22 protein-coding genes are annotated in these 25,063 nt (G+C 65.0%); 8 read left to right on the top strand and 14 right to left on the bottom strand.

Annotation, left to right across the window (positions count from 1 at the left end; all coding sequences use genetic code 11):
• A complete protein-coding gene (locus RRU_RS13010; protein ID WP_011390269.1) occupies positions 1-2,418 on the bottom strand; it encodes a sensor histidine kinase in 2,418 nt (805 codons plus the stop codon).
• A 26-nt stretch (positions 2,419-2,444) separates the two neighbouring features.
• Positions 2,445-3,566, bottom strand: coding sequence for an amino acid ABC transporter substrate-binding protein (locus RRU_RS13005; RefSeq protein WP_011390268.1), 1,122 nt, complete (start codon positions 3,564-3,566; stop codon positions 2,445-2,447).
• 369 nt (positions 3,567-3,935) lie between these two features.
• On the opposite strand from RRU_RS13005, the gene RRU_RS13000 reads away from it, so the two are divergent.
• From RRU_RS13000 to RRU_RS12990, 3 genes are all read left to right on the top strand, one after another.
• Entirely contained in the window at positions 3,936-4,493 is a 558-nt protein-coding gene (locus RRU_RS13000; protein WP_014626398.1) for a DUF882 domain-containing protein, read from the top strand.
• A 258-nt stretch (positions 4,494-4,751) separates the two neighbouring features.
• The gene (locus tag RRU_RS12995; protein ID WP_014626397.1) at positions 4,752-6,071 is read left to right on the top strand and encodes an acetyl-CoA hydrolase/transferase family protein; all 1,320 of its coding nucleotides are present in this window, start codon (positions 4,752-4,754) and stop codon (positions 6,069-6,071) included.
• A 146-nt stretch (positions 6,072-6,217) separates the two neighbouring features.
• Positions 6,218-6,946 carry an SDR family NAD(P)-dependent oxidoreductase gene (locus RRU_RS12990; protein ID WP_011390265.1) on the top strand — a complete coding sequence of 243 codons (729 nt, stop codon included), beginning with the start codon at positions 6,218-6,220 and terminating at the stop codon, positions 6,944-6,946.
• A gap of 21 nt (positions 6,947-6,967) precedes the next feature.
• Here RRU_RS12990 and RRU_RS12985 read toward each other — a convergent pair whose 3' ends face one another.
• From RRU_RS12985 to RRU_RS12965, 5 genes are all read right to left on the bottom strand, one after another.
• Positions 6,968-8,944: an ABC transporter substrate-binding protein gene (locus tag RRU_RS12985; RefSeq protein WP_237703768.1), complete on the bottom strand. Its 1,977-nt coding sequence runs from the start codon at positions 8,942-8,944 to the stop codon at positions 6,968-6,970.
• A gap of 253 nt (positions 8,945-9,197) precedes the next feature.
• The gene (locus RRU_RS12980; protein WP_011390263.1) at positions 9,198-9,752 is read right to left on the bottom strand and encodes a hypothetical protein; all 555 of its coding nucleotides are present in this window, start codon (positions 9,750-9,752) and stop codon (positions 9,198-9,200) included.
• 95 nt (positions 9,753-9,847) lie between these two features.
• A complete protein-coding gene (locus tag RRU_RS12975) occupies positions 9,848-10,780 on the bottom strand; it encodes a class I fructose-bisphosphate aldolase (RefSeq protein ID WP_011390262.1) in 933 nt (310 codons plus the stop codon).
• Between the two features lie 194 nt (positions 10,781-10,974).
• Positions 10,975-12,189 (bottom strand): 5-aminolevulinate synthase, encoded by a 1,215-nt coding sequence (hemA, locus tag RRU_RS12970; protein WP_011390261.1) that lies wholly within the window; start codon positions 12,187-12,189, stop codon positions 10,975-10,977.
• Between the two features lie 534 nt (positions 12,190-12,723).
• Positions 12,724-13,407: an orotate phosphoribosyltransferase gene (locus tag RRU_RS12965; RefSeq protein ID WP_011390260.1), complete on the bottom strand. Its 684-nt coding sequence runs from the start codon at positions 13,405-13,407 to the stop codon at positions 12,724-12,726.
• Between the two features lie 170 nt (positions 13,408-13,577).
• Here RRU_RS12965 and RRU_RS12960 point away from each other — a divergent pair, with 170 nt between their 5' ends.
• Positions 13,578-14,408 (top strand): enoyl-CoA hydratase/isomerase family protein, encoded by an 831-nt coding sequence (locus RRU_RS12960; protein WP_014626396.1) that lies wholly within the window; start codon positions 13,578-13,580, stop codon positions 14,406-14,408.
• Here the strand turns inward: RRU_RS12960 and RRU_RS12955 are convergent.
• A complete protein-coding gene (locus RRU_RS12955; RefSeq protein ID WP_011390258.1) occupies positions 14,405-15,355 on the bottom strand; it encodes a response regulator in 951 nt (316 codons plus the stop codon). The genes RRU_RS12960 and RRU_RS12955 overlap by 4 nt on opposite strands.
• Positions 15,356-15,551: 196 nt before the next feature.
• Entirely contained in the window at positions 15,552-16,961 is a 1,410-nt protein-coding gene (gene hemN / locus RRU_RS12950; protein ID WP_011390257.1) for an oxygen-independent coproporphyrinogen III oxidase, read from the bottom strand.
• A gap of 272 nt (positions 16,962-17,233) precedes the next feature.
• Between hemN and otnI the strand changes: the two genes are divergently transcribed.
• Positions 17,234-18,028 carry a 2-oxo-tetronate isomerase gene (gene otnI, locus RRU_RS12945; protein WP_011390256.1) on the top strand — a complete coding sequence of 265 codons (795 nt, stop codon included), beginning with the start codon at positions 17,234-17,236 and terminating at the stop codon, positions 18,026-18,028.
• Here otnI and RRU_RS12940 read toward each other — a convergent pair.
• The 3 genes from RRU_RS12940 to RRU_RS12930 form a co-directional block, all read right to left on the bottom strand.
• On the bottom strand, positions 18,009-18,467 hold the full coding sequence (locus RRU_RS12940; protein WP_011390255.1) for a YbaN family protein: 459 nt from the start codon (positions 18,465-18,467) through the stop codon (positions 18,009-18,011). The two genes, otnI and RRU_RS12940, sit on opposite strands and share 20 nt — an antisense overlap.
• 146 nt (positions 18,468-18,613) lie before the next feature.
• Positions 18,614-19,135 (bottom strand): universal stress protein, encoded by a 522-nt coding sequence (locus RRU_RS12935; protein WP_011390254.1) that lies wholly within the window; start codon positions 19,133-19,135, stop codon positions 18,614-18,616.
• Positions 19,136-19,296: 161 nt separating this feature from the next.
• Positions 19,297-19,626 carry a rhodanese-like domain-containing protein gene (locus RRU_RS12930; protein ID WP_014626394.1) on the bottom strand — a complete coding sequence of 110 codons (330 nt, stop codon included), beginning with the start codon at positions 19,624-19,626 and terminating at the stop codon, positions 19,297-19,299.
• A 118-nt stretch (positions 19,627-19,744) separates the two neighbouring features.
• On the opposite strand from RRU_RS12930, the gene RRU_RS12925 reads away from it, so the two are divergent.
• Positions 19,745-20,035, top strand: coding sequence for a sulfurtransferase TusA family protein (locus RRU_RS12925; protein WP_014626393.1), 291 nt, complete (start codon positions 19,745-19,747; stop codon positions 20,033-20,035).
• Here RRU_RS12925 and RRU_RS12920 read toward each other — a convergent pair.
• Both RRU_RS12920 and RRU_RS12915 read right to left on the bottom strand, forming a co-directional pair.
• Positions 20,022-20,852, bottom strand: coding sequence for an ABC transporter permease (locus RRU_RS12920; RefSeq protein ID WP_011390252.1), 831 nt, complete (start codon positions 20,850-20,852; stop codon positions 20,022-20,024). The two genes, RRU_RS12925 and RRU_RS12920, sit on opposite strands and share 14 nt — an antisense overlap.
• The gene (locus RRU_RS12915; RefSeq protein WP_011390251.1) at positions 20,849-21,832 is read right to left on the bottom strand and encodes an ABC transporter ATP-binding protein; all 984 of its coding nucleotides are present in this window, start codon (positions 21,830-21,832) and stop codon (positions 20,849-20,851) included. Before RRU_RS12915 ends, RRU_RS12920 begins: the two co-directional genes overlap by 4 nt.
• A gap of 303 nt (positions 21,833-22,135) precedes the next feature.
• Here RRU_RS12915 and RRU_RS12910 point away from each other — a divergent pair, with 303 nt between their 5' ends.
• Positions 22,136-23,728: a peptide chain release factor 3 gene (locus RRU_RS12910; protein ID WP_011390250.1), complete on the top strand. Its 1,593-nt coding sequence runs from the start codon at positions 22,136-22,138 to the stop codon at positions 23,726-23,728.
• Positions 23,729-23,786: 58 nt separating this feature from the next.
• Complete coding sequence (locus RRU_RS12905) at positions 23,787-25,058, top strand: lipopolysaccharide biosynthesis protein (RefSeq protein WP_011390249.1); 1,272 nt, start codon at positions 23,787-23,789, stop codon at positions 25,056-25,058.
• Positions 25,059-25,063: the final 5 nt, after the last annotated feature.

Here is a 25,063-nt window from a genome sequence, read left to right as displayed (position 1 = left end):
TCAGGCCGTCGCCGCTCCGCTGTCCTTGATCGGCTGGGGAGACGGGACGGCTTGAACGCCCCGGGGGGCCTTGATCGGGAAAACCACGGTGAAGGTGGTGCCGGTGCCGGGGTGGCTGCTCAGCGTCATCGTTCCGCCTAGCGACTGGGTGACCAGATTATAGACGATGTTGAGGCCGAGGCCGGTGCCGCCCTGGCCCCGGCGGGTGGTGAAGAAGGGATCGAAGACCCGGCCCTGGATCTCGTGGGGGATGCCTTTGCCCGTATCGAAATAGACCAGCTCGACGCGCCCGGGGGCGCTGTCGGGCAGCAGTCTGGCTTCGACGCGGATGGTGCCGGTCTCGTGGGGCTCGAAGCCATGCATCAGGGTGTTCATGACGAGATTGGACAGAATGCGAAACAGCACCCCGGGATAACCATCAACCATCAACCCCGGTTCGATGGCGCGTTCGACGGTCAGGCGGGTTTGGCGCAGCCGGGGATTGAGGCTTTGGAAGATCTCGTCGATGTAGGTATCAAGCGCGAAGGTGCGGCGGTCATCGCTCACCTGATCGACCGCGACTTGTTTGAAGCTCTGCACCAGATCGCCGGCGCGGCTGAGATTGGTGAAGATCAGACGGGCGGTTTCCTCGGCCCGCTCCATGTAATCGGCCAATTCCGAGCGCCGCAGCGTGCCCGAGCGGAAGCGCCCGGCGATTTGGCGGGTCTCCTGATCGAGGAAGGTCGCCCCCGTGATGCCCGTTCCCAGGGGCGTGTTGATCTCATGGGCGATGCCCGCCACCAACTGGCCGAGAGAGGCCAGCTTCTCGGCCTGGACCAGGGTGTCCTGGGTCGAGCGCAGATCGCTTAACGCCTGTTCGGCCTGCTGGCGCGCGGCCCTCAAATCGCGTTCGTTGTCCTTGAGGGCGGTGATGTCGATCAGCACGCCATTGAGGATGATGGTGTCGGGTTCTTCCCCCGGGGTGGGGGCGGCGACCACCCGCCACCAGCGTTCGCCGCCATTGGCCAGGGCGATCCGTCCTTCCTGGATCCAGTCCCGGGAGTCGCGGGCGGCTTGGGCGGCGCGGACCACCCAGGCCCGCTGGTCTTCCAGGCTGAACCCCAGCTTGCGCCAATCGGCCAGGACCAGGGCCGGTGAAACGCCGAACAGATCCTGACAGCGCGGGCTGACATAGAGGAAACGGGGTTCGCCAAGCGGGCGCCAGAACCACTGGAACAGCACGCCGGGGACATTGGTGGCCATGGCGCGGAAGCGGCCCTCGCTTTGACGCAAGGCGTGTTCGCGGTCGGCGATGGCCTGGGCGTAACCTTTGAGGGCGCGGGCCATATCGCCGATCTCGTCGGCGTCGTCGCTGCCCTCCAATACCAGCGGCCGGGTCGAGAGCGGGGCGGTCATCGCCGCCCGCAGGGTGGCCAGACGGCGCAGCACGGTGCGCTGGAGGTGAAGAAGGACGATGCCGGCGCCGAACACGCCGAAAAGCGACAGGACGATCATCATGGCGCCCCGGTTGTGCAGTTCCGCGCGCAAGACAAGGGCGCTTTTGACCGCCTCTTCGGCGATGCGGTCGGCCAATTGGGACGAGGCACCCGATAGCAGATCGCCGCTCAGGCGGTTGCGCGTCAGTGTTCCCTGAATGCCGCGGGTGATGTCCATATGGGCTTGGCGCCGGTTGAAGATCCCAGCCTCGCCAAGCCCAAGGTGGCGCAATTCGGCGGTCGAGCGGCGCATGTCTTGCGACAAGGGGTCGCTCAGTCTGGCGCTCTCGGTTTCGGCCGTCTCGAGCAGGTCGCCAAAGGCCTCGCCCAGGTTGCGCAAGATCGCGGCGTCGGTGGTGGCCAGGGCGGCGATCAGCACGGTGTTGGCATCCTGGGCGCCGGCCGCCCAGCGCCGGGCGATGGCGGCGTCTTCCGGCGGGCCCTCGGTCTCGCGTTGGTCCCTTATGCCGGTGATCGTTCTGCCCAGGACAAGCAGCCGCCCCAGGGTCTGGCGATCAAGGGCCTCCATGCTCAGCCGGCGTTCGACCTGGGTGGCCAGATCGACGAAGCGGCGTTCCAGTTCGCGGGCGAGGTCGTCGACCCGGGCCATGGCGATGGCTTCGCCATCGGTCTTGCGGACCCTCTCGATGAGTTCGGCAAGCCAGCTCAGCTGATCACGGATGCGGAAATCGATGGTATGAAGCTCGGTGGGGCTGCTCGCCGCCACCAGGGCCGGAGCCTGGGCGACGATGCTTTCGGCCTGTTGACTCAGCTTGGTCGCCGCCGCCATCGCCGGAAGGCGTGTCGTCGTCAGCTCGATGAAGCGCGCTTCGACTTCGCTAAAGGACAAGATGGCGACGGCGCTGGTGACCAGGGTCATTGCCGCCATCGCCGAAAAGGCGAGGACCAGACGGGAGCGGACGCCAAACCTCAGTCCTGCCAAAGGTCCCTCATCGTGTCTGGCCGCGGCTATTGCAGCGGCGGTGAAATCATCAACCCGCCTTCGGACCACAACGCGTTCACGCCCCGGTCAAGGCCGATCTCCGAGCCTTTTCCCAAATTGCGGTCGAACACCTCACCATAATTGCCGACCGCGGCGATAACCCGTCTTGCCCATCCCGGTTCCAGGCCAAGGGCGGCGGCATTGTCCTCCGGGCCCCCGACAAAAACGCGATCCTCGGAAGACAAGTCGGCGGTGGGGGACGGATCGACAAGGGTTGTCGAGGATATTCCGGCTTCTTCGGCCGCGATCAGCACGTTAAGAACCCATCTGTTGATTTCTAACCACTGATGATCATCGCCGCGGACCACCGGACCGAGCGGCTCCTTGGAAATCGCTTCGGTCATCAGGTGGTTGACGCGCGGTGGCGTCATATGCAGGGCGTTGCGCAGGGCGAGGCCGATGCCGTCATTGACGAACAGCTCGCAGCGGCCTTTCAGGAAGGAGGTCCAGGCGCCCTCGTCGGATTCGGTGGCGATCACCGTCATCTCAAGATCGTTTTTCTTAAGGAAATCGCGCAGGTTCACTTCCGCCGTCGTGCCCATGATGATGCACACGCGCAAACCGGCCGCCGCCTTCACCGATCCCTCCGGCACCGAGGGCTTGGCCAGAAACCGTTGGCCATCGTAGATCAGCACCCCTGGGAAATCGAAGCCGAGCGCCGTATCGCGGCTCAGCGTCCAGGTCGAGCCATCGACGTTCACATCGGTGGTATGGCTGTTGAGGGCCTCCCAGCGGCTGTTTGACTCGACGGGAACGACCTCGAAGGCGGTCGGGTCGCCAAGGGTCGCCGCCGCCAGGGCCCGGCAAAAATCGATGAAAAAGCCCCGCCAATTGCCGTCTGAGTCGGGAAAGCCGAACCCGGGAATGGGATTGGTGCCACAGGTCACGCTGCCCCGGTCGCGGATGGAGGTCAACGTGTCGCCATTGGCGGCCAGCGCCGGCGCGGCCAGGGTCAGGGCGGCGACAAGGCCAAAGGCGAAGGCCAGACCAGGGCGGGGCGATCGGCCTTGAAACCAAAAGGGGGGCCGGCTTGCCGGCGGGACCGGCCAAGGCGCGGGGTCTTGGCCCAAGGGACGCGAAAGGCTCATAGGCTCCCCCCCATAGCAAGCGATCCTGGTCATCTACGCACAAATCAGGATAGGGGCAAAATCTTCTTTCGTCGCGATCGGCCTTGCTGCGAAGGATGGGACATCGGCTGAAAAAACGCCGCAATCGGGGACGAGGACTCCGTCGCCTCCGGGGTGGTGAAAGGGACAAGATCGCCCTCAAGACGGCTGAAATAACCCGGAAAAACCCATCCTGGGGGTGAATTACGACCGGGATTTTTCCGTTTTGGGTGGAGATTTTGGATTGCACCGCCTTAGGGCGGACGTGTAGAAACCTTGCCAACACGCCGATGTGACAAGACCAAGAAACGTGACGCGCTCTCGTGTGATGAGGAGATCGGATCCGTGCCGATGAAGGGACTCGCCTGTCCATCCGTTACCCGTCGGAGTTTTATCGGGCTTTGCACCGGGGCCGTCGCGGCTCTTCACGCTCCGGCCGCCTTCGCCAGCCGGCGGAGCACCATCGAACGCTCGCTTTCCCTGGAAAACCTCCACACGGGGGAGAGGATCAAGCGGGTCTATTGGGCCAATGGGCGCTATGTGCCCGATTCCTTGCGTGAAATCGACCACGTCTTGCGGGACTTCCGCACCGGCGACGTTCTGCCGATCGATCGCGGATTGCTCGATCTGCTGTATGAACTTCACGCCACCATGGAAACCAGGGCGCCCTTCCGGGTGATCAGCGGCTATCGCTCGCCGCGGACCAACGCCCTGCTGCGCGAGACCGGCGGTGGTGGCGTGGCCAAACAAAGCCTGCACATGCGCGGCATGGCGATTGATATCGCCCTCAAGGACCGCACGATCTCCCAATTGCGCCGGGGAGCCCTGGGGTTGCGCCGGGGTGGGGTGGGCTATTACCCCGAAAGCGGCTTCGTTCACGTCGATGTGGGCAAAGTGCGCTCCTGGTAGCCGCCAAGACGGGTCCCGCGATCCGAGGACGCGCCGGCGACGGGGCCGGCGTCCTCGGATGGCGACGGACGACAAGGGGCCCTTGGGCCCTTTTTTTATTTTGCGGCTTTTCTCCGCCGGGACGGTGGGGGTTTCCCTTTGCGGGCCGGGCGGTTTCGACCATACTGCTTTGCGGAATCGACTGACATACCAGATGTGTATCGTCTGGATCCAAGTGTCGGCGCCACCAGCTCCCATCCTGGAGAGGAGGTCCGCCCCGTGTCTTTTTACGACGATGATTACCGGCGCAAGCTGGTTACCCCGGCCGAGGCGGTTTCGCCCATTCGCTCGGGCTGCAATGTCATCTTGTCGATGGGGGTCTCCCAGCCCCCGGCCCTGATGCGGGCGGTCGCCGACCGGGCGCGGTCCGGATCGCTCGAGAACATCAAGCTCTACTACATGCACGCCAATGAGGCGGCGCTCCAGACCCTGCTGGTGCCCGAACTGATGGAGGTGGTGCGCCCCTGTCCGCTGTTCATGAGCGCCCACGACCGCAGTCTGGCCCAAAAAGGCTATGCCGTCGGCCAGCATTGGGTTCATTACGTGCCCTCGCTGTTCCATCAGGCGGCCCGGCTGCTGACCGAACACATCACCCCCGATGTTTTCATGCTGACCGTCTCGCCCATGGACAAGGCGGGATTCTTCAGCTTGGGCACCAATTCCGATTACGGCGCGACGGTGGTTCGCCATGCCCGGCGGGTGATCGTCGAGGTCAATCCGCAGATGCCCCGGGTGTTCGGGGAAAGCCTGCTCCACATCTCGGATGTGGATGCGGTGGTCGAGCACGACGCGCCGTTGATGGAGGTCCACCAGAAGGAGGGGACCGAAGAGGACGTCATCATCGCCCGCATCATCGCCGAGCAGATCCCCGATGGCGCGACCTTGCAAATGGGCATTGGCGGCGTGCCCAATACGGTGATGGAATACCTGTCCAACCATTCCGATCTTGGCCTGCATTCCGAGCTGTTCAGCCCGGCGATGGTCACCCTGATCAAGAAAGGCGTGTTGAACGGCCGGCGGAAATCCGTGCTGCCCTATAAGCATGTCTTCACCTTGGCCTTGGGCAACAAGGAAATGTACGAATTCATGGACAACAACCCCAGCATCGTCGGCTATCCGGTGGGCTGGGTGAACAATCCCTCGGTGATTCGCAAGAACGACGGCATGATCAGCGTCAATTCGGCCATCGAAGTCGATCTGACCGGACAGATCAATTCGGAAAGCCTGGGCGGACGGGAGTTCTCCGGCCCCGGCGGCCAGCTTGATTTCATTCGCGGCGCCTATGCGTCCAAGGGCGGCAAATCCTTCGTCGCCCTGCATTCCACCGCCAAGGGCGGGGCGATCTCGCGCATCGTCTGCCAGCTTAACGGCCCGGTCACCGATCCGCGCATGGACAGCCATCATGTGGTCACCGAATTCGGCTGCGTTTGCCTGAAGGGCATGACCATCGGCGAGCGGGTGCGCGGCCTGGTCAAGCTTGCCCATCCCCGCTTCCGCGATTCGCTTCTCGAGGAAGCCCGGGCGACCGGATTGCTGTGAGGATCGCTCGCTCCAGACCCCGAGAGGGCCAGCGGGGCTTTTTTCGGAAAAGCGGTAATTCCTTTTCCGCTCGCAGCTCTAGATGGAAAATGATAGGGGGAAAGGGTCCGCTTCGCGCATCGATCCTCCAATAGGAAACGCTCGCCATGAATACCGTGATCATCACCGGCGCGAGCCGGGGCATAGGCCATGCGACCGCCGTTCGTTTTCTGAACGAAGGATGGCGGGTGATTACCTGCGCCCGCGCCGATGTGCCCCCGGAATGCAAGCGCGACAAGAACTGGACGGCGCATTTCCCCGTCGATCTGTCCGATCCGGCGGCGATCGACGTCTTTGCCCGCCAGATCGTCGAGCATCTGAACGGCGATCCCCTTCACGCCCTGGTCAATAACGCCGGCGTGTCGCCCAAGACGACCTTCAAGGAGCGGCTGGGCGTGCTGAACGGCTCGATCGACCGCTGGCGCGAGGTGTTCGAGCTGAACTTTTTCGCCCCCCTGCGGCTGGCCCGGGCCTTCGCCACGCCCCTGCGCAAAAGCCGGGGCGCCATCGTCAATATCACCTCGATCGCCGGCCATTACGTTCATCCCTTCGCCGGCTCGGCCTATTCCACCTCGAAGGCGGCGCTGTCGGGGCTGACCCGCGAGATGGCGGTGGAATTCGCCCAATTGGGGGTGCGGGTGAACGCCGTGGCGCCCGGCGAGATCAAGACCGAGATGATCGCCCCGGAATACGAAGCCTTGATCCCGCGTATTCCGCTTGATCGCATGGGCTCGACCGAGGACGTGGCGTCTTGCGTCTATCGCCTGTGCACCGAGGAATTTGGCTATGTCACCGGCACGGAGATCTATGTGACCGGCGGCCAGCACCTGCTGTAAGCCTGTCGGCCGGCATCGCCTTCACAGCGGAATGACCGTCGCCGTCGTCGGTGGGCCATCGGCGGTTTCCAGGCGGTTGCGGCCGTTGGCCTTGGCTAGGTGGAGGGCCTGATCGGCCCGGCCGAGCAGGCTGTCGGGGGTATCGCCGATCTGGCGGCTGGCAAGGCCGATGCTGACCGAAAGGGCCACCGATCGGCCTTGCCAAGACAGCGGCTTATCCTGGACGGCGGCGCGCAGGCGCTCGCCGATCAGCTTGGCTGCGCCCAAGGCCGCGCCGGGCAACAGCACGATGAACTCTTCGCCACCCGAGCGGCCAAGCAGGTCGTTGGTGCGCAGGGTCGCCAGGGCGGAGGCGGCGAAATGGCGCAACGCCTCGTCGCCGCAGACGTGACCATGGCGGTCGTTGAGCACCTTGAAGCGATCAAGGTCCAGCATCATCACCGATAAGGCCCCGCCATAGCGGGTGACGCGGTCGAATTCAGAGCGCAGCGCGTCCATCACCCGCAGGCGGTTGGCCAGACCGGTCAGCGAGTCGCGCTCGGCGAGGGCGCGTAATTCCCGTTCAAGCGCCTTGGTCTGGGAAATATCGTTGAAGCTGGCGAAGACGGCGGGCGAGCGGTCGAGATCGATCACCGCGGCGGAGAGCTCCGCCCAGAAGTCATTGTCGGTGGCGGTGCGCAACAGGGCGACGAAATTGGCGATGCTTCCGGTCTTGTTCAAGGTGTCAAGCAGGCGTCGGTGATCGGCGGGATCGACGAAAAGATCGGCAAAGGGTTTGTCGATCACCCAGTGGCGCATGGCCTGTAGCTGATCCTCGGCCCGGGCGTTGATCTGCACGATGTGATCGGTGCTCAGCGAACTGATGAGCACGCCAAAGGGCGCGGCCTCGATCATCATCCGATAGCGGGTTTCGCTTTGGCGCAGGTGGCTTTCCACGATGCGCCGCTCGCCGATCTCCCGGGTCAGGGCCCGTTTGATCTTGCGATAGCGCAACAGGCCGAACACCGCGACCAGACCGAAGGCGCCGATAAGGCCCGAGGCCGGAAGCAGGCCCGGGGGGATCCTTGGCGTTCTGTCGGTCTCGGCAAGGCCATAGAGGAAGGGACCCAGGTCGAGATCGCGGCCGATCATGCCAAAGCCGGCGTAAAGATCGGCGATCGCCTGCCAGCGTCCCCGGGTCATATAACCCGGCTCGATCAGATCGGCGGCGATAAGCTGGCGCATGGCCGCCGCCTCGAACAGAAGATGATCGATGGTCCGCTGGCCGGGGTAGCGATCGGCGATAAGCCGGGCGATTTCCTGGGGGTGGGCCAGGGCGTATTCCCAGCCCCGAAGGCTCGCCCGGCGGAAGGCCCGCACCCGGTCGGGATGGCTGCGCAGCTCGGCGGCCGTGGTGAACAAGATATCCCCGTAGAGATCGATGCCGGCCGAACGCGGCGAGAACATCAGGAAATCGATGCCCTGGCGGCGCAGCGAATACGGTTCGTCGCTGGAATAGGCGCCGATGGCGTCGACCTCGCCCTGGAGCAGGGGATCGGGCGAAAACGGGTTCCTGACGATCGTCATCTGGTTGGCGCCGATACCCTCGGCGGCAAGATAGGCCAGCAGGGACAGCGACGCGGGCGGCAGGGAGATCCGCCGGCCGATCAGATCGTGAAGCAAGGTTATTCCCGAGTCGGTTCGCGCCAGCAGCACCTCGGGCGAATGTTGGAAGAGGGCGGCCAGGGCGACAACCGGCTCGCCCCGGCCATAGGCGACCAGAAGCTCGGTCGAATCGATGCCATACTGGGCCTTGCCGGCGAGCACCGCCGTTACCGCGTCCTCGCTGTCGGAGGCTTCTTCAAGAACGACGCTCAGCCCTTCGCCGGCATAGAAACCTTTTTCAAGGGCGGCGTAATAGCCGGCGAATTGGAACTGGTGCTTCCATTTCAGTCGCAGGTGGAGGGGCTCATCCTGGGGAGGAGGAGCGCCTTGGGCCAGGGCGAGTGCCCCGTTCACGCAGGCAAGCAGGCCGATGACGCCGAGAAGGAAAAGCCGCCTTCGCCATTTTCGACGGGAAGGATATGCCGGAAAGGCTTGCATGAAGACAACCTCTACACTCAAAAAGGCGTAGAGAGCATGACATCCCCGCTATCACCAAGACAAGGGCGGCGAAGGGCCGGACTCTCTGGTCGGCGGCGGGGCGACAAAAAAAAGCGGCCGGGGAGGGGAGCCGCCGGCCGCATTCACCAAAAGACGAAGGGGGAAAAGGTCAGGCCGCCTCGCCCGTCGCCATACGCGAGGCGAGGCTTTCTAGCCATTGCAGGCGCTGTTCGGCCTGGACGATTTCCTGGTTGAGCCATTCTTCCATCAACGGACCTTCCTCGCGGCAGGCCGCCCGCAGATCCACCAAACGCGCCAATTCGGTTTCGGCGGTTTCAAGGATCAATTCGGCCTGCATGGTCCGCTGGGCTTCGGGCAGCAGGTCGAGGAAGCGGAATTTCAGCGAGGTGACCAGCCGCGACAGATCGGACGACGCCCGCAGATTGGCGGTCATCAAGCGGATGAATTCCTGGCTACCGCCCTCGGTGATGGCAAGCAGGGCATCGTCTTCCATCCCTTCGCCGTCCATCGGTTCCACCAGACCCTCATGGCGCAGCAGCTCCATCGAGCTGCCCAACAGGTCGAGCGACGGGCCGGTGATGCGGGTGACGAAATGGCGGACCGAAGCGGCCAGATCGCTATAACGCCGGGGGCCGCGGGCGATGGTGCCAAGCGCGCAGAGACGAACGGCTTCCCTAGGTGTCAATGTGTTATCAGCGAACATCGGTCAGTCCTCCCCTAGCGGTCTATTGGAATGATATCGCATTGCGCAACTGCGGTAAATAAGAATACCTCTCATACGGCGTGAGGATACGAAACTCAGGGTTTCTTTTTGTAAATGTCGATCAAATCTCTCAGCAGGTCCAGGGCTTCGTCGCGCGGGCGTTGAAAGGTGTTGCGCCCGATGATCGATCCGTTGCCGCCGCCATCGCGAATGGCCCGGGCGTCGTCCAACAGCCCCGACACTCCTTTGTGACCGCCGCCCGAGAACACCACAAGGCGGCGTCCGGCAAAGCAGCTTTGCACGATATGGGCGACCCTTTGGGCCAGGGTCTCGCGGACGATTCCCTCGGACTGGTAAACGGCCATCGCCTCGGGAAGTTCCAGGGCCTCGGTGGGCAGCTTGACCTTGACGATATGGGCGCCCGCCAGGCAGGCGATATGGGCGGCGTAGGCGCAGATATCAAGCGCCGTTTCGCCGTCCTTGGACAGCGTGCCGCCGCGCGGATAGGACCACACCACCACGGCCAGCCCGACCTCCTTGGCCTCGATCACCAGTTCGCGCAGGGTTTCGATCATGTCATAGGCGTTGTCCGAACCGGGATAAAGCGTGTAGCCGATGGCCGAGCAGCCCAGGCGCAGGGCATCGGCGACACCGGCGGTCAGAGCCTGGGTCGGCGCCTGTTTGTCGACGGTCAGCGAATTAGCGCTGTTGACCTTGAGAATGGTCGGGATCGCCCCGGCGAAGCTGTCGGCCCCGGCTTCGATCAGGCCGAGCGGCGCGGCGAAGGCGTTGAGCCCGGCGTCGACGGCCAGTTGGAAATGGTAATGGGGATCATAGGCCGGCGGGTTGACGGCGAAACTGCGCGCCGGCCCATGCTCGAACCCCTGATCGACGGGCAAGATGACCATCTTGCCGGTGCCACCCAAGGCTCCGTGCATCAGAATGCGGGCCAGATTGGCCTTGGTGCCGGGATTGTCGCTTTCGTAAGCATCCAAGATGCGCTTGACGGTCGGGGTAATGGTGGGCATGGGGCCTCTCCTGCTTGCCGCTCTTGGGCGATATGGGGCAAGGGAATGGCCGGCGAAAGGGCCGGTGGGGCGATGGGGACCCCGTTTTTGCTCGGACCGGTCCGTCCAGGCAAAGAAAAACCCCTCCTCCCACAAGGGGAGGAGGGGGTGCTTGGCAAGCGGGATGATCGGGGAGAGTAGGGTGTCGGGCGCGATCAGGCGGCCTGACGACCAATCCCCAGGCGACGCCACACGTCGGACAGGGCATGGACCAGATGGTCGAGATGCTCGTCGGTGTGCAGCGGCGTGGCGGTCAGGCGCAGCCGTTCGGTGCCGCGCGGAACGGTCGGGAAGTTGATCGGCTGCACATAGATGTCATGCAGGCTGAGCAGCATGTCCGAAGCCTGCTTGCACAGCGAGGCGTCGCCGACGGCGAGCGGGATGATATGGCTGACCGAGGGCATCACCGGCAGCCCGGCCTCGCGCAGGCGCCACTTGGTGGTGGCGGCCCGCTCCTGGTGGCGGACGCGAAGCTCGTTGTGCTCTTTGAGGTAGCGCACGCTGGCCAGGGCGCCAGCGGCGATGGTCGGCGGCAGCGAGGTGGTGAAGATGAAGCCGGCCCCGAAGCTGCGGACGAAATCGATCAGCGAGGCGGAGGCGCAGATGAAGCCGCCGACGCAGCCGATGGCCTTGCCCATGGTCGCCTGGATGATGGTCAGGCGCTCGCGCACGCCATCGCGCTCGGCCACGCCCGATCCGGTCTCGCCATACATGCCAACGGCATGGACTTCATCAAGGAAGGTCATGGCGCCGTATTTATCGGCGAGATCGCAAATCTCGGCGATCGGGGCGATATCGCCATCCATCGAATAGACGGATTCGAAGGCGATCAGCTTGGCGCGATCCTTGGGATACTTGCGCAGCAGCTCTTCGAGATGGGCGAGATCGTTGTGGCGGAAGATCTCCTTGGGCGCGCGCGAGTGGCGGATCCCCTCGATCATCGAATTGTGATTATCGGAATCCGAGAAGATCACCAGATCGGGGATCTGGGCGCCCAGGGTCATCAGCGTGGTGATATTGGCGACATAGCCGCTGGTGAACAGCAGGGCTTCGTCCTTCTTGTACCAATCGGCCAGTTCGCGCTCGAGCAGCACGTGGTAGTGATTGGTGCCGCTGATGTTGCGCGTGCCCCCGGCGCCGGCGCCGCAGGTGTACAAAGCTTCGTTCGTGGCTTCGAGGACGACGGGATGGATGCCCATTCCCAGGTAATCGTTCGAACACCAGATGGTGACTTCGTGAACCTCTCCGTCGCGGTAATTGCGCGCCAAGGGGAACCGGCCCACCTGTCGTTCGAGATCGGCGAAGACGCGATAGCGCCCTTCCCGCTTCAGACTGTGAAGTCGCTCGGCGAAATAGCCCTCATAATCCATTGATCGGTCTCTCCTGATCACAGTTCCCCTGCCGGCGCCAAGCCGTCGGCGAATTTCTTTGGGCAGAAGGGACTAGGGCGCCCTCAAACCCGCAGGTTGGGAGTCTCGTAGACCCCCTCGGGAGCCGTTCTCCTGGCTCCGCCCCCCTCGAGCGCCGCCCCCGTCTTGAGTGCCACGGGGTTCGGTAGTGTCGCTTTTGATCGCCTTGCCGGGCATGGTTTGCCAAAAGGCACGATCAGCGCGACCGCTCGCTGAACATCTCAGGACTGTGAGGATAATCCTCCAAACCGGGATGTCCAGTCTGGAAGGGGGCGAACAGGGCGTTTTTTGTCAAAACCAATTTACGCACCCCCCTGTCTCGCCAAGTTGACGCTTTTCGCGACCCTCGGCACCCGCCCGGGTCGCCTTCAAGGCGCATAAAACGGCTAGCGCGAGGGGCGGCGGCGACTCGGCCGCCGCCGAGTCGCCCGGTTTGCGGAGCGGATTATTTTACCTCACCCCTTTTAGCTCGGGCGCCTTTGCCGCATCATGAGGTCAGGCGCCTTTGCCGCCATGGGCGGCCGACCAGCCGACGGGGTCGGCAAGGAAGGCGCGCACGCCCTCGATGCTGTCTTCGGGGAAGGCGGCGGTGCGTTCGGCGACGGCCAGCACGTCGTGCCAGGTGGCCAGCCAATGCAGGGTGATGCCCTCGGCGGCCAGGGCGTCGGTGGCGCCGGGGAAGGCGCCATAGAAGAACACGACGAAGGTGTCGTTCACCTGGGCCCCGGCCCGGCGCAGGGCGTCGACGAAGGCCAGCTTGGAGCCGCCGTCGCTGGCGAGGTCTTCGACCAGCAACACCCGCTGGCCTTCGCTGAGATCGCCTTCGATCTGGCCCATGCGGCCAAAGCCCTTGGGCTTCTTGCGCACGTATTGCATGGGCAGACCCAGGGAATCGGCCAGCCACGCCGCGTAAGGGATGCCCGCCGTCTCGCCGCCGGCCACGGAGTCGAGGCTTTCAAAGCCGATGGCGCGTTCGATCTTGCGGGTGGCGAGATCGATGATCCGCCGCCGCGCCCGCGGATAGCTGATGATCTTGCGGCAGTCGATATAGACCGGGCTCGCCCATCCGGCGGTCAAGGTATAGGGCTGCTGGGGGCGGAAATTGACGGCGCCGATTTCCAACAGGATGCTGGCGACGGTGCGGCCGGCCTCGGCGTTGGCCAGGGTATCAAGGTCCATTGCGCATGGCCTTCTTTCCGTTGACGGGGAACGGGCAGGGGTGGCGACGGACAGAGGATGCGCCCCAGCTTCCGATGACCGCTTTTTAACGGTAAAACCAACGCTCCACAACTGTCCCCGGCCGCTCTTTTCAAGAGCGCCGCCGCCGGGAAAGCAAGGAGAGCCGATCGATGACCGCCAGCCAGTCGGGTCCTGTCGGGGCCGCGCCGTCCGCAAGCGTGCTCGTCACCATCGAAGGCGCCGTCGCCACTTTGGTTCTTAATCGGCCCGATCGCCTGAACGCCCTGGATCTGCCCCTGTGGCGGGCGCTTGGCGAGGCGGTGGCGGTCTTGGCCGGGCGCTTGGCCGAGGGCGAGGATCTGCGCTGTCTGGTGCTGCGCGGCGCCGGGGGGCGGGCCTTCGCCGCCGGCGCCGATATCGGCGAATTCGCCACCCTGCGCGCCACCGCCGCCCAGGCGCAAGACTATGATCGGGTGATGCGCCGGGCCCTGGACGGCGTGCGCGCCTTCCCCGTGCCGGTGATCGCGGCGATCGAGGGGGCTTGCGTCGGCGCCGGTCTGGAACTGGCCTGCATGGCCGATCTCCGCCTGTCCAACGCCTCGGGGCGCTTCGGCGTGCCGATCAACCGCATCGGCGTGGTGATGGCCTATCCCGAGATCGGCGGATTGCTACGGCTGGCCGGTCCGGCAAACACCCTGGAGATCCTGCTGGAAGGCCGGGTTTTCGGCGCCGACGAGGCGCTGCGCATGGGGTTGGTCAATCGGGTCGTCGCCGATGGGGCGTTCGCCGCCCACCTCGACGAGACCGTCAGCCGTCTGGTCCGCGCCGCCCCCGGGGTCAACGCCAGCCACAAGGCCTTCGTCACCCGCCTGCTGGCCGAGGGGCCGCCGCCGGGCGAGGCCGAGATGGCCGAATGCTATCGCTTCTTGGAAACCGAAGACTACCGAGAAGGGGTGGCGGCCTTCCTGGCCAAGCGGCCGCCGGTCTTCAAGGGGCGCTAACGGCTTAGGCTGGCGGCCTGCCGGCGCAGCAAGGTGGCGTTGCGGTCGGGGTGGACGGGCAGCAGGTAGCGGCCGACCTCGTGGAAGGGCAAAGGGGCGAGCAGGTGGCGCTCCAAGCGGGCGCGCAGGGCGTCCTGGCTGATCGGCTTTTTCATAAGATCATGGATGCCGGCATCGAGCGCCCGGTTGATCAGCCCCTGGGACACCTCGGCCCCGGTCATCAGGATGATCAGGGCGCGGGGATTGGGGCTGTCGGCGATGTTGCGCATCAAATGGGTAAACTCCACCCCGTCCATCGGCGCCATGTAAAGATCGACGAGCAGGGCGTCGATCTTGTGGTTGGGGAGCTGTTTCAGCGCCTCGACGCCGTCGCGGGCCTCGATCACCGTCGCCACGCCCAAGGCGACCAGCATGTCGCGCGCCGTGCGGCGGAAGGCGAACTGACCGTCGACGACCATGACCGACAAACGGTCCCATTGAACCGAGCCAAGCAGCCGTCGCCCCCCCGTCGCGGCGAAGGGATCGATCGCCGCCTCGAGAACATGGCGGGCCAGCGGCCGGTCGTGGGCGTCGATATGGCCGCGGATCCAGGTCTCGACGGCGGCCAGCACCGAAGCAGCGGTCTCGATCGGGCCGCTGGTCCGCGTCATCAGGCCAACCAGCAACTGTCTGTGCGCGTCTTGATGGGCGCCACGCTCGGGATGGTTGGTATTGGCCATCAGCCGATCCTCACGCTCGAACATGCGCGGGATGTAATCCTGAAGAAACCGCGCGCCCGCCGCCATCGCCGCGCCGTCGCCGCGGTCGACGCCCGCGGCAAGCAGGCCGGCTTGATGGCACACCACTTGATGATCGCGGTCCATCAGGCGAACGCCCAGGCGCCGCTCTTCCGACCAGTTAAATAGGCTGAGGTCGCCCTGTCCCGGAGTGGCGGGTTCCTCTGTCATCGCATCATCCCCTGCGGCCTTCTGTCGCGGACGGACAGTTAAGAATGAGTATCGTTATAGGGTGGAGGCCGGGCAAAGGGTTATCTCTTACCCAGGCTATTGTAGCCTAAGGTCTAAAATTAAAAAAAGGTATATATCGAAAGAAATAGATCGCGGCTCCCTCGGCCCGGTTTCCCGGGCCGAGGGGCATCAGGGATCAGACGGCGCGGGAATGGCGCTGCTCGCCCATTTTCAGGTAGCGGTCGAATTTGGCGCAGACGGCGCGCACCAGCGGCCGGCCCAGTTCGGTGATGTGAACGACCCCGCCCTCGCGCACCAGCACGCCGTCGCCTTCCAGCGAGTCCATGGCGGCGAGTTCCGTGGCGAAGGTGTCGTCGGGCAGGCCGTATTCGCGGGCGACGGCGCCAAGATCGACGGCCAGATCACACATCAGCCGTTCGATGACCGAGCGGCGGACCATATCGTCGGTGCTGACGGCGATGCCGCGCTTGGTGGCGAAGGATCCACCGCGGATCAGCTCCTTATAGGCGCCGATTTCGCCCTCATTGGCGACATAGCCCTGGGGCAGATAGCCGATGCCCGAGGCGCCCAGGCCGATCAGCGCCGGGGCGGTATCGGTGGTGTAGCCTTGGAAATTGCGGTGCAGGATGCCTTCGCTGAGCGCGCGGGCCATCTCGTCATCGGGGGCGGCGAAGTGATCCAGGCCGACGGCGACATAGCCCAAGGCCTGGAAGTGGGCGGTGGCCGCCAGATACTGGCTCCAACGCTCGGGCACATCGGGCAGGCTGGCCTCGTCGATCAGCCGCATGTGCTTCTTCATCCACGGCACATGGGCATAGCCAAACAGCGATACCCGGCGCGGCGCCATGGCGATCGCCTGATCGATGGTATGCAGGACGCTCGACGTGGTCTGATGGGGCAGGCCATAGACCAGATCCATGTTGATATCGCTGATGCCGTTGTCGCGCAGCCAGTCGATCACCTGGGCGACCAGTTCGATGGGCTGGATGCGGTTGATCGCCTTCTGAACGTCATCCTTGAAGTCCTGAACGCCGATGCTGGCGCGGGTGACGCCGGCGCGTGCCATCGCCTTGACGTAATCAAGGGTCGCGGTGCGCGGATCCATTTCCACGGCGATCTCGGCGACATCGGCCAGACCGAAATCGGCGCGCAGTGTATCGATGGTGCGGACGAAATCATCGGCCGTCAAGATGGTGGGCGTGCCGCCGCCGAAATGCACATGGGTGACCTTCAGCGGCCCGGACAGGCGCTTGGCCACCATGGCGCTTTCGCTCAGCAGGGCGTCGAGGTAATCGGCGACCGGATCATAGCGCTTGGTCACCCGGGTATGGCAGCCGCAGAACCAGCACATCTCGGCGCAATAGGCGACATGGAGATACAGCGAGGCCGGCGAACCCGGCTCCAGGGCTTCCAGCCATTGACCATAGGTCTCGGCCCCGACGCCGCCATGGAAATGGGGGGCGGTCGGATAGGAGGTGTAGCGGGGCAGACGCAGATCGTATTTCGACGCCAGGGCCTGGGTCTTGGCGCTGATCGCACTGGCCTGGGACGCCTCGGGATGCAGGGTGTTCGTCTCGCCGTCCATGGGGCCGCTCTCTCCTGGTCGGGGCGTCTCGCGCGCCCTCGTCAACGGTTTAGCCAACCGCTAGAGTCTTTCGCGTTCGCTAGAATCCGGCGGCAAAGCTCTAGTTTGTGATTGCCAGCAAAATCCTTGGCGCCGATTGGTTCTGTCGGCGCCGAACTTGCTTTAGAATGGCGGGCGACATAACGCAAACGACCTTCGCTCGCCATGATATAGCGCAAGGCGAGAATCGTGCATACTCCCGCCACCCCCCCTTTGTCCAGGACAAGCACCCAATGCCACGCTTCGCGGCCAATCTTTCCACGCTCTTTACCGACCGCCCGCTCGAGGAGCGGTTCGCCGCCGCCGCGGCCTGCGGCTTTCGGGGGGTGGAGCTGCAGTTTCCCTATACCTTGGCCCCGGAACGGCTGGGCGATCTGGCGGCGATGAACCGGCTTGATGTCGTGCTCTTCAACGCCCCGCCGGGCGATTGGGCGGCCGGCGAGCGCGGCCTTGCCGCCCTGCCGGGCCGCCAGAGCGAGTTCCGCGACAGCCTGGAGGTCGTGCTGCCCTATGTGGAACTGGCCGGCTGCGAGCGCGTCCACGTGATGGCCGGGGTGGTCGCCGAGGACGACTGGCCCGTCGCCCTGGAAACCTATGTCGAAAATCTGGCCTATGCCGCCGATCTGTTCGCCGAGCGCGGTGTGAAGGTGCTGATCGAGGCGGTCAATACCGAGGACATGCCGGGCTATTTCCTGTCGCGTCCCGATGACGCCTTGCAGGTCATCGAAGAGGTCGGCCACAAGAACCTGCATGTGCTTTACGATTTTTATCACGCCCAGATCGTTCAGGGCGGGCTGACGGATTTTCTGGAATCCAACATCGAGCGCATCGCCCATGTCCAGGTCGCCGGGGTTCCCGGACGGCGCGAACCCGATGCCAATGGCGAGATCAACTGGCCCTATCTGTTCAATCTGCTCGATGCCCACGGCTTCCCCGGTTGGGTCGGCTGCGAGTACACCCCGCGCGCCGGCACCGAGGCCGGCCTGCGCTGGGCGCGGGATTTCGGGATCAGCGCTCCGGCGGCGTGATCAGTGGGGAAGCGGCCGGGGAGGCTGGCGGAGGCTTGGTCATCATGCTTTCGGCGGGCGGGTGTTCGGCGGGCGGGTGTTCGGGGCGGCTGGCGATGAAGGCCGCCACCAGCACCAGCACCCCGGCCTGGATCGCCACAACGGTCATAGTGCCGATCAGCCACGCCGTGATGCCGACCGAACAGGCCATCGCCCCGATCGAGAGCACCTTGGCCCGCCGGCTGATCAGCCCGTGCTCATGCCAGCCGCGAATGGCCTTGCCATAGCGCGGATGGGTCCATAGCCAAGCGCGCAGGCGCGGGCTTGATTGTCCATAGGCCCAGGTGGCGAGCAGAAGAAACGGCGTGGTCGGCACCACGGGGAGAAAGGCGCCGATCACCCCCAAACCCACGCAGGCATGGCCCAATGCCAGCAGGGCGATCCGCTTGCCGTTGGTCACGCTTGCTCATCCCTTGTTCGCGGCCGCAGTGGGGTTTCACCAGCGGCGAGGGATAAATAATCGGATCGCGGCCAGAGCCCGACAAGGGGGGACGTTGGATCGTCCGTGTTTTCTTGTCGCATTCTCGCCAAGCGGCGGGGCCCGGTTCAGGCCAGGGCGTCGATCTCGGCATCGCTCAGGCCACCGGGCACCAGGGTCACGGGAACCCGCAGCTTGCCGGCCTGACGGCCGGTCAGTTCGCGGACCAGCGGGCCGGGATTATTGGGATCGGCGCCGACGCCAAGCACCAGCACCGAAATCGACGGCTCTTCGTTGACCAGCTTGAACACTTCGCGGATGCGGTCGCCTTCGCGCACGAACAGCGACGGCCTTTCGCCGCTTACGGCGCCGACGGCGGCGGCATGGCGTTGCAAGCTTTGCTCGGCGCCCTCGCGGGCCTCTTCGCGCATCAGATTGCCAACGAACATCCATTGCTCGAATTCGGTCTGTTCGATGGCGATCATCAGCGCCACCCGGCCGCCGGTGTTCTGCGCCCGGCGGCTGGCGTAGCGTAACGCCACCCGCATCTCGGCCGAGTTGTCGACGACAACCAGGAACGTGCGCTGGGTCGCCGCCGACCAACTGGCGCTGGCGCGCTGGCTTTCCGCGGTCTCTTTACGAAGCAACATCGCCGGTCTCTCCCATCGGGTCCCCTTTAGGGGGCCTTCTTATAGAACTAATGATGGCGACCCTTGGGAGGGATGGCAACGGGTCTTGGTTGCTGCGGCGCACCAAATCAACCAAGGCGACTAGTGTTGCGGCGCACTCCATCAACCCCTGCGTTCCGGCCTCACCCGCTGACCACCGGACCGCCGGCGGCTTGCCAAGCGATGATGCCGCCAGCCATGCGGTTGATCTTGCCCTGGAAGCCGCTGGCCCGCAGGCGATCGGCGGCATGGCCGCAGCGCACGCCGCTGCGGCAGTGCAAGACGACGGGAACCGGGCTGTCGGTGGGGATCAGCGAGGCGTCGAAGCGCGACAGGGGATTGGGAATCGCCCCTTCGATATGGGCGGCGGCGAATTCCTCGGGCTCGCGGACATCGAAAACGGTGACCTTGCCCGCCTTGACCCAGGCGATGACGCTTTCGGCGTCGACGATGGTGACTTCAAATCCGGACACGGGGGGTGGCTCCTTCCACTCGTTGGGTCTTTCTAAAGAACAAGACGAGGCGGTTTGCGCATTGCGGGCGCGACGGGGCATTGTCAAACTGCGCGTCCCACAGTGCAAAGGAAGAAAGATGACCACCCAAGACCCGCCCGCCGCCGCCGATCGGGCGCCCCTGGTTCTGGACGCCCGTGGGCTGGCTTGTCCGCTGCCGGTGCTGCGCGCGCGCAAGATGCTCAACCGCATGGAGCCCGGCGCCCTGCTCGAGGTTCTGGCGACCGATCCGGGGTCGATCAAGGATTTCGCCGCTTTCTGCCGCCATACCGGCGATGTTCTGGTGGAAAGCGGCCAGGAGGACGAGGTCTTGCGCTATCTGATCCGCCGCCGCGACGATGGGGCGGCCGGGGCGGTCAAGAAGGACTAGGGGCCCCGCGTTCGCGCCGGCCGACCCGCCAGGCCGAAGCCCCCAGGGCCAGCACCACCCATAGCGCGACGACGGCCAGCGATCCCAGATAGGAGCCGTCGCTCAGCAGGGCGCCCGGCGCCTCATAGAAGGGGGCGCGCAGGATGGTCATGCCATGGGTGACCGGGTTGATCATCATCAGCCCCTCGAGCACGGCGGGAACTCCCTGAACCGGGAACAGCGCCCCCGACAGGAACCACAACGGCATCAGCACCAGCATCATCACCGCATGGAAGCCGCTGGTCGAGGCCATGCCCCAGGCGGTCAGGAATCCCAGGCCGGTGAAGCCGAGCGACAGCAAGGTCAGGGTGACCAGGATCAGCAGATAACCCAAGGGTCCGGTGGAAAAGCCCAGCACCGGCGCGGCGCACAGCAAGACGATCGACTGGAACAAGGCGATGGCGGCGGCGCCGCCGACCTTGCCCAGCACGATGGCCAGCCGCGAGACCGGGGCGACCAGAACGCCTTGCAGGAATCCCTGGTCGCGGTCCTCGATCACGGTGATCGTTGAAAAGACGCTGGCGAACAGCACCATCATCAACAGCATGCCGGGGTAGAAATACTCGGTGTAGCTCATCGCCGCCATGCCGGTGGGGCGGAAGCTGGGCGACAGGCCCGAGCCGAGGACCAGCCAGAACAGCAAGGGCTGGCCGATCGAGCCGGCCAGCCGGGCGGGCTGGCGCACGAAGCGGGTGAATTCGCGCTTGGCGAGGGCGAATGCCACCGAGGGCACGGACACCCGGGGCGGGTCGGAGAGGGGGGTGGACAGGGCGGTCATTGGGCGGCCTCGACGGACGCGGCGGAAACCGATCCGGGCCGGGGCCGGGAAGCGGTGGTTCCGGTGATGTGGATGAAGACGTCCTCCAGCGTCGGCTGGCGGACGGCGATGCTTTGGATATCGCCGCGGAAGGCGGACAAGATGGCGTCGATCAGCGGCACCGGTCCGCTGGCCGGGATGGCCTCGATGCGGATTTCCGCGCCGTGACGGCTGACGGCGAGGCCAAGCGTTTGCCCCAGGCGCGGGGCCAGGGCCTCGGCGTCCCGCGCCGTGACCACCAGCATGTCGCGGCCAAGCTGGCGGCGCAGGGCCGCCGGGCTGTCATGGGCCAGCAAGTCGCCATCGCGCAAGATCGCCACCTTATCGGCGTCCTCGGCTTCCGAGAACACATGGCTGGTCATCAGCACGGTCATCTTGCGCTGGCGCTGAATGGCGGTCAGGGCATCGAGAAAGGCCCGGCGCGCCGCCGGATCAAGACCGCTGGTCGGTTCGTCGAGCAACAGCACGCGCGGATAGGTCAGCAGGCATTTGGCCAGCTCGACCTGACGGGCGAGCCCTCCCGACAGCGTGCCGACCCGGTCGCCAAGGCGACCCTCCAGCCCGCTCCAGGCCAGGGCCTCGTCGCGTCGGGCGGCCAGGGCCTTGCCCGACAGGCCGTAAAGCCGGCCATGCAGGGCGAGGTTTTCGGCCACCGACAGTTGCTTGTCGACGGCGGGCGACTGGAAAACCACCGACATCAGCGCCCTGGCCGCGGCCGGGGCGGCCAGCAGGTCGTGGCCGCCGATGCGCACCCGCCCGCTGCTGGGCAGGCACAGGCCGCAGAGGATGCGAAACAGCGTCGATTTGCCGCTGCCGTTGGGACCGGCCAAAATGGTGAAGCTGCCCTCGGCGACGCCAAGCGTCAGATCGCGCAAAGCGAGGCGCGCGGGCTTTCCCCGGCGGCCGGGGTAGGCGTGGGAAAGATCGTCGATGCGAATCATGACGGGACTCGAAGCTCCAGCGACGGAACGGACAAGACGGGAACGGGGCGCGGCGGGGCGATGGGGCGCATGCGGCCAGGGCCGCCACCGGGTCGGGGGTCCGCCTGACAAAGCGGGGGAGTGGAGCGCGGCGCCATGCTAGCGGTCTTCTGGAACAATTCCAAGTTTTCTGCCCCTTGTCGACAAAGTCCGTCCCGACCGGTGACGGGGGGGCGGAAAAAAACCTCTGGCTTTCGGCGGCCGGGGGAAGCAGAGTCCGGCCCCTTGTCCAGCCCCTCTTTCCTGTCGTCAGACCACGGATCCATGACCGCGATCGAAGATGAAGTCCAGCGCCGGCGTACCTTCGCCATCATTTCCCACCCGGACGCGGGCAAAACCACGCTGACCGAGAAGCTTTTGCTGTTCGGGGGAGCCATCCAGCTCGCCGGTGCGGTGAAGGCGCGGGGCGAGGTGCGCCGCGCGCGTTCGGACTGGATGAAGGTGGAACAGGAGCGCGGCATTTCCGTTGCCTCCTCGGTGATGAGCTACGAATACGCCGGCCGCGCCTTCAATCTGCTCGACACCCCCGGCCACGAGGACTTCAGCGAAGATACCTACCGCACCCTGACGGCCGTGGACAGCGCGGTGATGGTGATCGACGCCGCCAAGGGCATCGAAGAGCAAACCCGCAAGCTGTTCGAAGTCTGTCGTCTGCGCGACGTGCCGATCATCACCTTTATCAACAAGCTCGACCGCGAAGGCCAAGATCCCTTCGATTTGCTCGACGAGATCGAACAGACCTTGGCGCTGGACGTGACGCCGGCCAGTTGGCCGATCGGCATGGGCCGTGACTTCCTGGGCTGCTACGACCTGTTCAACGATCGTTTGGCGCTGATGGCCAAGGGGGCCAAGGGAAGCCTGCCGACGCCAGGGGAACGCTGTGAAGGTCTGGACGATCCCAAGCTTGACAAGATGCTGCCCGCCGATGCGGTGGCCAAGCTGCGCGGCGATGTCGAGATGGTGCGCGGTCTCTGTCCGGCTTTCGATGCCGAGGCCTATCGCGCCGGCACGATGACCCCGGTCTTCTTCGGCAGCGCCGTCAATAATTTCGGCGTGCGCGAACTGCTCGAAGGCGTGGCCCATCTGGCGCCGTCGCCGCGCCCACAACCGACCACCACCCGCGACATCCAGCCGACGGAAGACAAGGTCACCGGCTTCGTTTTCAAGATCCAGGCCAATATGGATCCCAAGCACCGCGACCGCATCGCCTTCGTGCGCCTGTGCTCGGGTCCGTTCCGTCGCGGCATGAAGCTGTTCCATGTGCGCACCGGCAAACAGATGAACATGCATAATCCGGTGATGTTCCTGGCCCGCGAGCGCGAACTGGCCGAAGAGGCCTTCGCCGGCGATATCATGGGCGTGCCCAACCACGGCCAGCTGCGCATCGGCGATACCCTGAGCGAGGGCGAGAACCTGCGGGTCACCGGCATTCCCAGCTTCGCGCCGGAAATGCTTCAGAAGGTGCGGCCCAAGGACCCCTTGCGCGCCAAACATCTGGGGCGGGCCTTGCAGCAGATCGCCGAAGAAGGCGCCGCGCGCGTCTTCAAGCCGATCATGGGCGCCGATTGGATCGTTGGCGTGGTTGGTCCCTTGCAGTTCGAGGTTCTGGCCGATCGCATCCGCACCGAATTCGATGTGCCGGTTTTGTTCGAATCGACAGCGCTGTACACGGCGCGCTGGGTGACGGCCGAGGATCCTTTGGTTCTCAAGAAGTTCCTCGATGGCAATCAGGCTTCGCTGGCCGAGGATCATGACGGCGATCCGGTCTTCCTGGCCCGCAACGCCTGGCACCTGGACCGCGCCGCCGAGGATTTCCCGCTGATCGTCTTCCATAAGACCAAAGAACAGGCGGTGTGACGGGGCGGGGGCCCGCCGGTCCCCGCCGCGTTCCTTCCCTTTTTCGGATCCGCAGCCGATGTCCGGTCTTGTCGACAGGCGCTTCAAAAGAAACGTGCTCGTCAATTACGGCGCGACGGCGATCAGCGTCGCCGCCGGCTTCGCCCATGTCACCCTGGTAACGCGCTTCGGCGGCGTCGATGTCTACGGCTCGTTTGGCATCCTGGTCGCCTTTTCGGCCATGCTGACCAATCTGATGACCGTGCGCACCAATGACGCCGTGGTGGTTTTCTATAAGCGCGGGTCGGCGACCGGGGATCCCGGGCTGTGCAAGATGGCCCTGCTGGTTGGGCTTTGCCTGGATATCCTGATCGGCGGCCTGCTGTTTGGCGCCTTCGCGCTGTGCGCGCCGTGGATCGCCCAGGCCGTGCTCAAGCGCCCCGATCTGGCCTCCGATGTGGCGCTCTATGGCTGGATCCTGCTGGCGACCTTCCTGCGCGGCACGCCGATCGGCTATTTGACGGCGCGCGAGCACTTTCCCTTGATCTACGCCATGAACGCCGGCGAGCCGGTGGTCCGCATAGCCCTGATCGGGCTGGTGGTGCTGTCGGGGGCGGCGGTCACCCTTCGCGATGTGATCACCGCCGTTCTGCTGCCCACCGCCGCCTTCAGCCTGATCGCCTATATCCTGGTGCTGGTTCCGCTGCTCGGGCGCCTGCGGCCTGTCCCCGCGGCTTGGGGGGCCTTGCGCGACTACGCCAAATTCAGCCTCAGCACCTTTTTGTCTTCGACCATCCGCGCCGCTGGCGGCATCGATACGGTGGTTCTGGGCTATGTGACCAATCCGGCCACGGTGGGGCTGGTCAATATCCTGCGCCAGTTCCTCGCCCCCTTTCCCTTTCTGGCCGCGCCGATCAACGGTCAGGCCTATCCGCGCTTCGTTCAGGCGGTCAGCGAGCACAAACGGGCCGAGATCACCGCCACCATCGCCCAGGTCAATCAAAAGCTGCGTCTGGTGGCCCTGCCGCTGATCGCCGTTCTGGCGCCGGGGCTGGTCGGTTATACGCTGTGGGTTGGCGTGCCGCTGGCCGCCACCGATTATCTGGCCTTCGGCCTGATGGCGCTGACGGCGGTGGTGACGAGCACGATGTGGTGGTGCCGGCCGCTGTCCCATGCCACCAATCCCAATATTTCGCTGCGCGCCGATATCCTCTCGACCCTGACGCTGGTGGTCACGGTCTATCCCTTAGCGCTGTTTTTCGGGGTGCTTGGCGTGGCGCTCTGTCAGGCCACCGTTCTTGCTAGTATTTATTTCTACTGGCGTCGCGTGTTGCGGGGGTTCGTCGTTTGACGGCG

The organism is Rhodospirillum rubrum ATCC 11170 (genome assembly GCF_000013085.1).
GTDB classification, from domain to species: domain Bacteria; phylum Pseudomonadota; class Alphaproteobacteria; order Rhodospirillales; family Rhodospirillaceae; genus Rhodospirillum; species Rhodospirillum rubrum.
This window is presented reverse-complemented; position numbering and strand designations above follow the sequence as displayed.

Coding starts and splice junctions, on each gene's coding strand:
- RRU_RS12965 (WP_011390260.1), bottom strand. CDS start 13,407: ATGGACCTTGATACCCTGGCCAACGCCGAGGCCGGCCGCACCGTCGCC.
- RRU_RS12990 (WP_011390265.1), top strand. CDS start 6,218: ATGAATACCGTGATCATCACCGGCGCGAGCCGGGGCATAGGCCATGCG.
- RRU_RS12955 (WP_011390258.1), bottom strand. CDS start 15,355: ATGACAGAGGAACCCGCCACTCCGGGACAGGGCGACCTCAGCCTATTT.
- RRU_RS12920 (WP_011390252.1), bottom strand. CDS start 20,852: ATGACCGCCCTGTCCACCCCCCTCTCCGACCCGCCCCGGGTGTCCGTG.
- RRU_RS12905 (WP_011390249.1), top strand. CDS start 23,787: ATGTCCGGTCTTGTCGACAGGCGCTTCAAAAGAAACGTGCTCGTCAAT.
- RRU_RS12980 (WP_011390263.1), bottom strand. CDS start 9,752: ATGTTCGCTGATAACACATTGACACCTAGGGAAGCCGTTCGTCTCTGC.
- RRU_RS12910 (WP_011390250.1), top strand. CDS start 22,136: ATGACCGCGATCGAAGATGAAGTCCAGCGCCGGCGTACCTTCGCCATC.
- RRU_RS12960 (WP_014626396.1), top strand. CDS start 13,578: ATGACCGCCAGCCAGTCGGGTCCTGTCGGGGCCGCGCCGTCCGCAAGC.
- RRU_RS12925 (WP_014626393.1), top strand. CDS start 19,745: ATGACCACCCAAGACCCGCCCGCCGCCGCCGATCGGGCGCCCCTGGTT.
- RRU_RS12915 (WP_011390251.1), bottom strand. CDS start 21,832: ATGATTCGCATCGACGATCTTTCCCACGCCTACCCCGGCCGCCGGGGA.
- RRU_RS12935 (WP_011390254.1), bottom strand. CDS start 19,135: ATGTTGCTTCGTAAAGAGACCGCGGAAAGCCAGCGCGCCAGCGCCAGT.
- RRU_RS13000 (WP_014626398.1), top strand. CDS start 3,936: ATGAAGGGACTCGCCTGTCCATCCGTTACCCGTCGGAGTTTTATCGGG.
- hemA (WP_011390261.1), bottom strand. CDS start 12,189: ATGGATTATGAGGGCTATTTCGCCGAGCGACTTCACAGTCTGAAGCGG.
- RRU_RS13005 (WP_011390268.1), bottom strand. CDS start 3,566: ATGAGCCTTTCGCGTCCCTTGGGCCAAGACCCCGCGCCTTGGCCGGTC.
- RRU_RS12975 (WP_011390262.1), bottom strand. CDS start 10,780: ATGCCCACCATTACCCCGACCGTCAAGCGCATCTTGGATGCTTACGAA.
- hemN (WP_011390257.1), bottom strand. CDS start 16,961: ATGGACGGCGAGACGAACACCCTGCATCCCGAGGCGTCCCAGGCCAGT.
- otnI (WP_011390256.1), top strand. CDS start 17,234: ATGCCACGCTTCGCGGCCAATCTTTCCACGCTCTTTACCGACCGCCCG.